We start from the raw sequence: 11,760 nt of genomic DNA, 5'->3' as shown, positions 1-11,760 counted from the left end.
GGCAGGGAAGGCATGTACACCTATGAAGACGCCGTCGCGGCGACCAGCGAGCTCTGTCGCCAGATCGAGAACGTCCCGTCCTGGCGGCGAGCGGTGCGCGAAGACTTCTATCAGCGTTTTGGCGATACCGACAACGACGGCCTGAGCTATGGCGACTCGGAACTGGCCTTTCTCGACTGGGAAATCCAGGCCGGTGTCCTGGATCCCATAACCGGCAGCGCCTGGTGGCGCAACGTCAATCTGCACTTCATCTACCTGGCCGAGCTGGCCGGCTGCCTGGCGCAGCATGGGCTGCCCGGCGACCAGGCGCCCTATCCCACGCGCTGCTGGCTGACCTTCATCGCCGATCCCACCCCGCGGCACTGGTACCGGGCGCACAACGCCTCCATCCTGGCCGGCTTCGCCCTGCATCAGGCGGACGCGCGCGCGGAGAATGAGGTCGGTCAGCTGTTTCTCAACATCACCCTCTACCGACTGATGTTCGCCCAGGCGCTGGTGGAAGAGGCGACGCTGTTCGCCGAGCTGGGGGCCTTGTTGGCCGATCCGCGCGGCTTTTCGGTCAAGTTGCTGGTCAGCCTGGCCGAGTTCTATCCGCCGCACTATCCCCTCACCGATGCGGATCGCGAGGTGATCGAGGGCCACGGGCTGGGTATCGAGGAGCTGGGCGTACGCCTCATGGATGGCTGGATTCGGCTGGAATTGCCTCGCCTCTACAGCGAGGCCGCGGTCTGGAACCAGGCGCCCGAGCTGCTGGACTATCTGGATGGCACCGCGCCGTGCTATCCGCCTGCCGTGGAGCGCTGCGCCGAGCGCGCAGCGATCCAGGCGGTGGCGCTACTGGAAGGCGTCCTCGCCGGGCAGGACCTCGCGGTGGCCGAGCAGGGCGCGAGCGGTCTGCAGGCCGGATAGGGTCGCCGATTCCACGCAGCCCATGTTGAAGCCGTTGTCGATCCAGTCGCCGGTCAGATAGAGGTTGCGGCAGACGCTGCCGTCGGTGGCCAGGCGATAGCGGCTGCTGCCGGCCACGCTCTGCACATAGCGCTCGCTGGGATCGACGTTGGCCCGCCAGTATTGATAGTCGAAGCGCGCCGGCCCCTGGACCTCGGCGGGCGCCAGCAGGAAGTCCCAGCGATAGCCCGCGGGGGTCACGGCTGCCGGCCAGTAGGCGCCCAGGTTGCCGTTCATGAGGTCGAGGAAGGCCTGCTTCACCTTGGCAGCCTCCTGCTGCGGATAGTCATCCTTTTTGCCGATGGGCGGGGCAGCCTTGGCAGCGAAAACCCCGCAGAAATAGCTGATGTCCGCCGGCAGCGTGCCGCTCGACCAGTCTTCGCGGTCCACCAGGTAGCTGACATCCGCCCAGGAGTCCATCGCCTGGGCGGCGAAGCCCAGCAGCTCGGGCGCCTGCCCACCCTGAGGCGAGCCACTCCAGCCCAGTTGCCAGGCGTCGCGGTTCTGCCAGAGCTGTACCGCCTGGGTGGCGACGGTGGCCACCTGCCGGCTCATGCGCGCGAATGCCGGGTCCAGGGCGCACAGGCTGGGGGCGAGGTCGGCCAGGCCGGCCACGGAGATCCCCAGCACCACCTCGTCGAAGTCGCGGTCGACCTGCAGCTCCAGCTGCTCGACGCCCTGCCAGCCGCTCCAGTTGGATTCCAGATTGATCTGGCCGTCCTGCAGCTCCCGGGCGATCTGCTCGTCGAGCTGCTCGTACAGCGGCGCCGAAGGCCAGCAGGGCAGCCCCTTGACGTCCACCAGCGGTTGGTAGGCGTCGCCCTTGAGGGTGACCTGGCGCTGGATCTGCAGGCGCGTCACCCGTGGTCCCTGACCGTCGTCGGCGGCTTCGATGGCGGTGACCTGGTGGAAGAAGCGGAAGTCCACGCCACGGCGGGCGAGCACCTCGTAGTAGGGCGCGAAGACCACATCACCCATGCCGGCCTGCATGCGCCAGATGAAGGAGCCCTTGGCCGTGGTCAGGGCCAGCAGGGCGGCACGCAGCACGGTGCCGGCCTCGACGTCGGGCTGGGCGAGGTCGCCGTCGCGATAGGCGAAGATGCCGCCGTGCAGGGACTTGAGCACCGCGCCGTCCAGGGTCGCGGCGCTGGCGCCGTGCCGGCTCAGCCAGGTCTGGAAGGTTTCTTCGTTGAGCGCTGCGAAGCCCTTGGCATAGACCTCGTCGGCGAGCATGCCGATCAGCACGGTCAGGCCGAAATCCATCAGCAGCCACAGCCGGTGGGCCTTGACGTGGGTCTGGCTGCGGTCGTGCAGGATGTCGCCGAGCAGGCCGCGGAGCCTGCGCAGCAACGCCAGCAGCACGGGATGGTCGACGCCGTCGGGCAGCGCCGTGCGGGCCTGCCGTAGTTGGTGCTCCGCCTCTTTGAGTGCCAGCTCCTGCAATTCCTCGCGGCAGTGCGCGCGCAGCCGGGCGAACAGGCCGCCTGGCGCGGCCGCCGCCGGGGTGTCGTCCACCTCGCCCAGCCGCAGCAACCACTCCAGCAGATCGCCGAGGGCCGCCATGAAGGGCTTGGGATTCCAGCCCTCGCCGGGCTTGCCGGGCAGGGCCAGGGTATCGATGGGCCAGGTGGTCCACTGTCCCTGGAAGGCATCGGCGAAGGCGGTATGGGAATGCGGGAAGAAGGCCTCTTCGAGGGTCGCCAGCGGCGCGCCGGCAGGCCGGTCCAGTTCCTCGTAGCACTGCCTCAGGCTGTGGAAGGCGTTGTAGTAGAAGCCGAACCAGACATGGATGCCATGTTCCTCGATGCGCTGGTGGTCGGTCGCCTTGCGTCCGCTGGCCCCCTTGCCGCCGAGACGCCAGCCCTGCTGGTACAGGGTGATCTGGTAACGGTCCTGCCAGTTGGGCTCACTCGTAAGACGAAAGGCGGTGGTGACGGCGGACACGCCGCCGCCCAAGATGGCGATTTTGCGGACAGAAGGTACGGCGTCCATGCGTATTGCTCCGAAGTGTGCAAATTGTTGCACCAGTGGACGTAAGCCAAATGATGGCTAGGGTAATATCACTTTATCGAAAAGTTCCCTTGAGACTTTAGCAAGGCAACGGAAATAGTTGAGGCGCTGGCCCGGTATCGCCCGGTCGGCCGAGGATCGAGGCGAACGCGGTGTTGAGGATTCCAGGCTACAGCTGCAAGGCGCGGGTGAGCGAAAGCCGCCATGCCCTGATCTACCGCGGCACGCGCCTGGCCGATGGCCAGCCGGTGATCCTCAAGCAGCTGGCCGCCGACTATCCCACGCCCCAGGCCCAGGCCGGGCTGCGCCATGAATTCGAACTGACCCGCCGGGCCAGTGCCAGCGGGGCGGTGAGCGCCGCCCTGGAACTGCTGGAATACCAGGGTCGGCAGGTGCTGGTGCTCGAAGACATCGGCGGCACCGACCTCGCCGGGTTGCTCGCCGCCGGGCCGCTGGCGCTGGATGACTTCTTCGACTGGGCGCTGGCCATCGTCCGTGCCCTGGCGCGGCTGCACCGGTTGCGCATCGCCCACAACGACCTCAATCCGCGCAACATCGTCTGCAACTGCACCACGGGCAGCCTGCGGCTGACCGATCTGGGCATCGCCACGGCCTTTGGCACCGTCCAGGGCAGCGATGCCCGCCTGGAGGGCTCGCTCACCTATCTGGCCCCGGAGCAGAGCGGGCGGACCGGGCGCCATCAGGACTATCGCAGCGACTTCTATGCGCTGGGCGTGACCTTCTACGAGATGCTCGCGGGCGAGCCACCGTTTCGCGCCCAGGACCCGCTCGAACTGGTGCATGCGCACCTGGCGATGCGTGCGCCCTCGCTGGTCGAGCGGGTGCCGACGGTACCGCCGATGCTGGCGGCGCTGGTGGACAAGCTCATGGCCAAGGCCGCCGAGGAACGCTACCAGGGCTGCTACGGCATCCTGCGCGATCTGCAGCGCTGCCAGGCGGCCCATCAGGCCGGCGAGCGGGGGGGCTTCGCCCTGGGCGAGCAGGATCCGCCGGCACGCCTGATGCCGGTACGCACCCTGCAGGGGCGCGGCGCGCCCCTGCGTTTGCTCGAAGAGGCGCTGGCGCGGGCGACCCTGGGCCGGATCGAAGCCGTCTTCGTCAGTGGCAGTTCCGGGGTGGGCAAATCGGCGCTGGTGCAGTCCTTCGTCCGTCGCCAGGGCGAGCGGGTGCTGCTCGCCCACGGCAAGTTCGAGACCCTTGGCAGCGGCGTGCCCTATGGCGCCCTGCGCCAGGCCGTGCGCGAGCTGGTCGAGGTCGGGCAGAGTCTGGGCGAAGCCTTTGCCGACCGCCTGGTCGAGGCTCTGGGTGGCAACGCCGGGGTGCTGACCGAGGTCTCGCCCGAGCTGGCCACCTGGCTCGGGCCCCAGGCACCGGTGGCCGAACTGCCGCCACTACAGGCCGAACAACGCTTCGACGAAGCCGTGATCGCGCTGCTGCTGGCCTTCGCCGTGGACACCCGTCCGCTGCTGCTGTGGCTGGACGATCTGCAGTGGGCCGACAGCGCGTCGCTGCGCCTGATCGAGCGCCTGCTGGCGCGGACCGACCAGGGGCCGTTGCTGCTGGTGGCGACCCATCGTGAAGAACAGCTCGCCGGCAGCGCCCTGGAGCGCCTGCTCGGCGCGGCGCTGATACGTACCCTGTCGCTGGGTCCGCTGTCGCGGGTGGAGATCGAGCGCCTGATCGCCGAACTGCTGCCGGCACCGGCGGCGGAGCAGGCGGCCCTGGCCGGGCTCTGCCTGGACAAGACCCTCGGCAATCCCTTCTTCATCGAGCAGTTGCTGCGCAGTCTGCAGCAGGAAGGCCTGCTGGAGTTCGACGGCGAGCAGGGTCAGTGGCACTGGGAGTTGGCGCGGCTGCAGGCCCTGGACGTCTACGACAATGTCGTCGACTTCATGGTCGGCAAGCTCAAGGAGCTGCCGGCGAGCACCTCGCAACTGCTGCAGTGGGCAGCCTGTCTGGGCACCCATTTCTCCAGCGATCGCCTCGCCGCGCTGATGGCGGAATCGCCCGCGGACATCCGCCGCCTCTGCCAGTCGCTGGTGCAGGAAGGCCTGCTCACCGAGCCCGAAGGCGGCCCGGCGGGGGAACAGACGCCCACGCACTACAGTTTCCTGCACGATCAGGTACGCCATGCCGCTCACTCGCTGCTGGCGCCTGCCGAGCGCGAGCGGGTCCACCTGCGCGCCGGTCAGCTCTATCTCGCCGAAGGCAGCGCCACGCGGCTGGACGCGGTCAATCACCTCAACCTGGCGCTGGCGCTGATCGAGACGCCCGCCGAGCGGCTGCAGCTGCTGGAACTCAATCTGGACGCCGCGCGCAAGGCGCGCCAGGCCAACGCCTATCCCGCCGCCCAGGAGTTTCTGCGCACGGCGGTCGCGCTGATCGACGATGCGGCCTGGGAGAGCCGCCATGAGCTGCTGTTCCAGCTGCATCGGGAATGGGCCGAGGTCGCGCACCTCTGTGGCGATGCCAACGAGGCCCTACGCATCTGCGAAGTGCTGCTGCCGCGGGCGCTCACCATCTTCGAGGAAGCCGGGGTGCGGGCCCTGCAGATCGACCTCTACAGTGGCCTCGGGCGCTTCACCGAAGCCCTGGTGGTGGCCAAGGCCGGCCTCCAGGTGCTGGACGAACCCTGGCCGGAAGCGCCGGACGCCATCAACCAGGCCATCGGCGCCGACAGCGCCGAGGTCGAGGCCTGGCTCGCCGAGCGCAGTCCGGCGGCGCTGCTCGACCTGCCACGCATGGAAGATCCGCGTGCCCAGTTGCTGATCCGCCTGCTGGGCCTGCTCTGGGGGCCGGCGATCAACGTCGACCTGCCGATGAGCCTGCTGGCGGTCATGCGCATCGTCAAGCTGTCGATCCAGTACGGCAATGGCGATCTCTCGCCCTTCGGCTATGCCAACTACGGCTCGCTGCTGTCGGCCTTCCACGGTCGCTACGAACTGGGTTGCCAGGTCGGGCGCCTGGCCGTCGACCTGGTCGACCGCACCGGCAATCTGCCGCTCAAGTGCAAGGTCTACACCATGTTCGCGGTGACCAACAGTCCCTGGTCGAGCCCCATCGCGGACAACGTCGCCCTGCTGCGCGAGGCCCTGGCCGCCGGTCAGCGCACCGGCGAGATCATCTTCACCGCCTACAGCGCCTTCCACATCCTCAAGCACCTGCAGCACGCCGGGGCCCCGCTGGACGACATCCTCGGCGAAACCGCGGAGATCGAGCGGATCCTGCTGGGCATCGGCGATCCCAACACCCTGGAGATCTTCACCATCCTGCGCCAGTCGCTGCGGCTGCTGCAGGGGCTCACCCCGGGTCAGGAGAGCTGGGACGAAGAGGGTCAGGACGAAGCGGCGCTGGTGCGGCAGATGCAGGACAGCGGCCATGTGCTCTGTCTGAACTACTACGACTTCAACAAGATGCAGGCGGCGCTGCTGTTCCGCCGGCTGCCCCAGGCGCGGCAGCACGCCGAAGCCATGGAAGCCTCGCTGGCGGCGAGCTTCGGCTGGTTCAGCATCGCCGAGCACGCCTTCTATCAGGCGCTGATCCTGCTGGCCGAGAGCGAACTGGCGGGTGAGGCGCTGGCCAAGGTCGAGATCGCCCAGGAACGGCTGAACGGCTGGGCCGCGCACTGCCCGGAAAACTTCGCCCACAAGCGTGACCTGGTGGCGGCCGAGCGGGCGCGCCGCGAGGGCCGGGTCGAAGCGGCCATGGATCTCTACGAACAGGCACTGGAATCCGCGCGGTTGCACGGCTTTCGCCAGGGCGCGGCGCTGGCCGAGGAACTCTATGGGCGCTTCTGGCTGGAACAGCAGCGTCCGCGGATCGCCCGGACCTATCTGCAGGATGCCCAGCGCAGCTATCTGCACTGGGGCGCCGCGGCCAAGGCCCAGGCGCTGGAGAACGAATTCCCCCACTGGTTGCGCGCGGCCGAGGCCACCGCCCTGACGGTGCAGCGCACCCAGGGCCAGGCCACCAGCGAGATGATGCGGCTGGACTGGCTGTCGGTGCTCAAGTCGCTACAGACCATCTCCAACGAGCTGGCGCTGGATCAGTTGCTGGCGCGGATGATGCGCATCATCCTGGAGGAGGGCGGCGCCCAGCATGGCCTGCTGCTGTTGCCCGAGGGCGGTCGCTGGCTGGTGCAGGCCTCGATCTGCAGCAGCTCGGCCGAGCCCAAGGTGCTGCAGGGGCTGCCACTGGCGCTGAACGAACAGGACTCCGGCGAGGGCCTGGTGCCCCTGACCCTGGTGTCCCACGTGATCCGTCACCGCGAACCGGTGATCCTCGATGACGCCGCCCGCGCCGGCCGCTTCGTGCGCGACGTCTACATCCGCGCGCGGCGTCCGCGCTCGGTCTGCTGCCTGCCGGTGCTGCGCCAGGGCCGCCTGATCGGCATCCTCTATCTGGAAAACAACCTGCTGGCCCAGGCCTTCACCCCGGGTCGGCTGCAGGTGCTGGGCATCCTGGCCACCCAGGCGGCGATCTCCCTGGAGCACGCGCAGATCTACGAAACCCTGGAGCAGCGCGTCGGCGAACGGACCCTCGAACTGGACCAGGCGCGCATCCGGGCCGAGGAAGCGGCGGCCGCCAAGTCGCTGTTCCTGGCGACCATGAGCCACGAGATCCGCACCCCGCTCAATGCGGTGATCGGCCTCAGCCGCCTGACCCTGGGCACCCGGCTGTCCGGCGAACAGCGCGGCCACGTCGGCAAGATCCTCGACTCTGGCGAGACCCTGCTGGGGGTGATCAACGACGTGCTCGACTATTCGCGCAACGAAGCCGGTGGTACCCAGCTCGAACAACTGGGCTTCAACCTGGCCAAGGTGCTCGAACGCACGCTTAATCTCTGCGCCATCAAGGCCCACGAGAAGGGCGTCGAACTGGTGCTGGATTGCGGTCCGGACATTCCCCTGGCGCTGGAAGGCGATCCGCTGCGCCTGCAGCAGGTGCTGGTCAATCTGCTGAGCAATGCGGTCAAGTTCACCGAGCGGGGCCATGTGCTGATCCGCGTCGGTGCCGTCTGCGAAGCGGGTCGTGCCCATTTCAGCCTGGCGGTGGAAGACACCGGCATCGGCCTGACCGAGGCGCAGCAGGCGCAACTCTTCCAGCCCTTCACCCAGGCGGATGGCTCCATCAGCCGTCGCTATGGCGGTACCGGCCTGGGCCTGGCGATCTCCCGCCAGCTCACCGAACTCATGGGCGGCACCCTCGAGGTCCATAGCGAAGCCGGGCGCGGCTCCTGCTTTACCCTGCGTCTGACCCTGCCGGTGGTGGGCGAGCCGGAGCGGCTGCCCAGCCAGACGCCGCGGCAGGTCCTGCTGGTGGACGACCACGGCCTGGCCCGGCGCACCCTGGGGCAACGCCTGCGCGAACTGGGCATGCAGGTGGTGGAAGCGGAATCCACCGAGCAGGCCCTGGCGGCCATGGCCACGGCGGTCTTCGAACTGGCCATCGTCGATTGGCGCCTGGGCGCCGAGGACGGCCTGGCGCTGGCGCGCCAGTTGCGCTTCCGTCAGCCGGAGCTGGCGCTGACCCTGCTGGCCTCGCCCTACGAGGCGGAAGAGGTGCGCAGCCTGGGCGAGGATCTGCCAGGTCTGGAACTCCTCGACAAACCGGTTACCGGTCCCGCCGTGCAGCGACTGCTGTCCGGGCTGGGCCTGACACCGGTGACCGCGCCGACGGTGGGCCAAAGCGTGGTGGATCTGCAGGGCATTCGCCTGCTGCTGGTGGACGACAACGCCATCAACCGCCAGGTGGTCATCGGCTTCCTGCAGGGCAGCGGCATCCTGATCGACGTGGCCGAAGATGGCCAGGCGGCGCTGGACCAGCTGGAGCGGCAGCGCTACGACCTGGTGCTGATGGACGTCCATATGCCGCGCCTGGACGGCCTGTCGGCCACCCGCGAATTGCGCACCCGCCCGGCGCTGGCCGCGCTGCCGGTCATCGCCATGACCGCCAACGGCCTGCCCGGCGATCGCGAGCGGTGCCTGGATGCGGGCATGAACGATCACCTGGTTAAGCCGCTCGATCCCGCCGAGCTGTTCCGTATCATCGCCGCCTGGGCCAATCTCGAGCAGCTGCAGCGCGCCGAGCGCAAGGCAGTGGAAGAGGGGGGGGATGTGAAGGAGGTCGGCGTGCTGGCACGCGCGCGGGCCAGTGCGGTGCTCGAACCCGAGTCGGCGCTGCGCCTGCTGCGCGGCAGCGCCGAGCTCTATGAGCAGCTGATGCGGGATTTCCGCGTGCAGCAGGCCGAATTGCCTGGGCGGATCGCCGCTTGGCGCGCGGCCGACGATGTCACCGCGCTGTTCGAATGCGCCCACGGCCTGCAGGCCACCGCCGCCTATGTCGGCGCCTTGGACTTGCAGGAAGCGGCGCAACGCCTGACCACCCGGATCCGGCTGGCCCAGCCCATTGGTGAGGAGGTGCGCCGCCTGCAGGCCGAGGCCGAGCGGTGCCTGGCGTCGCTCGACGAGATCCTGGTCGAGGTCGCCGGCGGCGAGGAGGCCGCCGTCGAGGAACTGGAAGCCCTGCTCGAACGCCTGGTCGGACTCCTGCAGACGTCGGATTTCGCTGCCGAGGAGGTGCTCGACACCCTGTTGCGCGCCTGCGTGAGCACCCCGCACAGCGCCGACGTGGTACGGATCCGCGAGTGGGTGAACGACGTCGAGTTCGAACATGCCGCCGATGCCACCGCGGATCTGCTGCGGCGAGTGCGGCAGGCCGGACAACGGTCGGGATAGTTGCCGATGGAGGGGCGTCGTCCCGAGCTGCCGTTGATCCTTATCGTCGACGATCAGAAGAGCAATCTGCGCGTCCTCGGCGATCTGTTGCGCAACGAGGCGCGCATCATGCTGGCCAAGAGCGGGGTCCAGGCACTGACCAAGGCCGCCCGCGAACACCCGGATCTGATCCTGCTGGACGTGGTGATGCCCGGCATCGACGGCCTGCAGCTGATCCAGCTGTTCAAGCGCCGCGCCGAGACCAGCGCCATCCCGGTGATCTTCATCACCGCGGCCAACGACCTGCACCGCGAGGTGGAGTGCTTCGAGCTGGGCGCCAGCGACTTCATCCAGAAGCCCTTCAATCCACTGGCCGTGCTGGCGCGGGTGCGGCTGCACCTGCAACTGGCCCGTCAGCGGCGGCTGCTGGAGGAATTGGCGCACATGGATCCGCTGACTGCGGTGGGCAATCGCCGTCGCTTCGACGAGCAGCTGACGATCGAGTGGCAGCTGGCGGTCAGCCGGCGGGGTTCGCTGGCCATCGCCATGCTCGATATCGATTACTTCAAGCAGTACAACGATACCCACGGCCACGGCGCCGGGGATCAGGCGCTGGCGCGGGTCGCCCAGGTGCTGGAGCAGCGCATCCGCGAGCGGGACTGCCTGGCGCGCTATGGCGGGGAGGAATTCGTGCTCCTGCTACCGGGCGCCACGCGCACGGCGGCGGAAGCGGTGCTGGAGCGCTGCCGGCAGGGCATCGCCGAGTTGCGCATCGCTCATCCGCTGGCGGAGGACCGCCTCTGGCTAACCATGAGCATGGGCCTGGCCTGCTGCAATCCGACCCCCGAACAGACTCCCGACGGGCTGCTCAAGGCCGCCGACAACCTGCTTTACCAAGCCAAGGCCGAAGGGCGTAATCGCCTGGTCAGTCGCAGCTTCTAGCCGGTTGGCGAAACGCCCTGGGACGCCAGCTCCTTGCCGCCCTTGACCAGATGCACCCGGTTGCGGCCTTCGGCCTTGGCCTGGTACAGGGCCTGGTCGGTGCATTCGATGAAGGCTTCGTGATCGTCGCCGCTCTGCGGCTGGATGCTGCCGACGCCGATGGAGATGGTGACGAAACCGAGGTCGCTGCCGGAATGCGCCACCTGCAGCCGTTCCACCCCGGCACGGCAGGCTTCGGCGACCTTGAGCGCACCCTCGGCGTCGGTCTCCGGCAGCACCATGGCGAATTCCTCGCCGCCGTAGCGGGCCACCAGATCGGCCGGGCGCTTGAGTTGCTCGGTGAGCACCGCCGCCACCTTCTTCAGGCAGAGATCGCCGCTGAGATGGCCATAGGTGTCGTTGTAGCGCTTGAAGTGGTCGACATCGCACAGCAGCAGCGCCAGCGGCTGGCGATTGCGCCGGGCGCGCAGCCATTCGCCCTCGTAGGTCTGGTCGAAATGACGGCGGTTGTTGATGCCGGTGAGGCTGTCGATGGCCACCAGCTTCTGCAACTGGATATTGGCTTCGGCGAGCTGGCGCTGGCTCTCGCGCAGGAAGCGAAAGGCCTCGTCGCGCTGGGCGCGCAGGACGTGGGCCTCGGAGTGGTAGCGCACCCGCGCCAGCAGTTCCAGCTTGTCGGGCAGCTTGACCAGATAGTCGTTGGCACCGGTCGCGAAGCTCTGCGCCTTGACCTGGGGATCCTCCTTGGAGGAGAGCACCACGATGGGCACGTCGCGCAGGGCCGGTTCGGCGCGGAAGCGCCTGACCGTTTCCAGACCGTCGATCTCGGGCATGATCAGGTCCTGCAGGACCACCGTGGGTTTGAGTTGCAGGGCCATGTTGACCGCCTGGTGAGCGTCCAGGCAGTAATGCAGCTCGATGTCGGGCTGATCGGCGATCATCCGCCGCAAGGCTTCGATGATGATCAGCTGATCGTCCACCAGCAGCAGGCGCACCTTGGGTGCGGTCAGGCTATCCTGGGCGTTACCCTCATGCGTGGCCATTACTGCGAGTCCTTGTGCGGGCGGGGTCGGGCGTCCCGCGTCTCTTCTTGGCCAATCCCTGCCACTGCGCCGTCCAACGC

5 protein-coding genes are annotated in these 11,760 nt (G+C 68.2%); 3 read left to right on the top strand and 2 right to left on the bottom strand.

Annotated elements, in window-relative coordinates; translation table 11 throughout:
• Positions 1-12 precede the first annotated feature (12 nt).
• Positions 13-909, top strand: coding sequence for a hypothetical protein (locus QE444_RS17135; protein WP_309740239.1), 897 nt, complete (start codon positions 13-15; stop codon positions 907-909).
• Here QE444_RS17135 and QE444_RS17130 read toward each other — a convergent pair.
• A complete protein-coding gene (locus QE444_RS17130) occupies positions 835-2,940 on the bottom strand; it encodes an NAD(P)-binding protein (RefSeq protein WP_309740237.1) in 2,106 nt (701 codons plus the stop codon). The genes QE444_RS17135 and QE444_RS17130 overlap by 75 nt on opposite strands.
• Positions 2,941-3,110: 170 nt before the next feature.
• Between QE444_RS17130 and QE444_RS17125 the strand changes: the two genes are divergently transcribed.
• Positions 3,111-9,716: a response regulator gene (locus QE444_RS17125; protein WP_309740235.1), complete on the top strand. Its 6,606-nt coding sequence runs from the start codon at positions 3,111-3,113 to the stop codon at positions 9,714-9,716.
• Between the two features lie 6 nt (positions 9,717-9,722).
• Positions 9,723-10,637: a diguanylate cyclase domain-containing protein gene (locus QE444_RS17120; protein ID WP_133861098.1), complete on the top strand. Its 915-nt coding sequence runs from the start codon at positions 9,723-9,725 to the stop codon at positions 10,635-10,637.
• Here QE444_RS17120 and QE444_RS17115 read toward each other — a convergent pair.
• Positions 10,634-11,680: a diguanylate cyclase gene (locus QE444_RS17115; protein ID WP_273862282.1), complete on the bottom strand. Its 1,047-nt coding sequence runs from the start codon at positions 11,678-11,680 to the stop codon at positions 10,634-10,636. The genes QE444_RS17120 and QE444_RS17115 overlap by 4 nt on opposite strands.
• Between the last annotated feature and the right edge of the window lie 80 nt (positions 11,681-11,760).

Origin of the sequence: Pseudomonas sp. SORGH_AS_0199, assembly GCF_031453735.1 — a bacterium.
Classification (GTDB): Bacteria; Pseudomonadota; Gammaproteobacteria; order Pseudomonadales; family Pseudomonadaceae; genus Chryseomonas; species Chryseomonas aestiva.
This window is presented reverse-complemented; position numbering and strand designations above follow the sequence as displayed.

Excerpts from the sequence above, each read along its gene's own strand:
- QE444_RS17135 (WP_309740239.1), top strand. The coding sequence starts at position 13 with ATGTACACCTATGAAGACGCCGTCGCGGCGACCAGCGAGCTCTGTCGC.
- QE444_RS17130 (WP_309740237.1), bottom strand. The coding sequence starts at position 2,940 with ATGGACGCCGTACCTTCTGTCCGCAAAATCGCCATCTTGGGCGGCGGC.
- QE444_RS17120 (WP_133861098.1), top strand. The coding sequence starts at position 9,723 with ATGGAGGGGCGTCGTCCCGAGCTGCCGTTGATCCTTATCGTCGACGAT.
- QE444_RS17115 (WP_273862282.1), bottom strand. The coding sequence starts at position 11,680 with ATGGCCACGCATGAGGGTAACGCCCAGGATAGCCTGACCGCACCCAAG.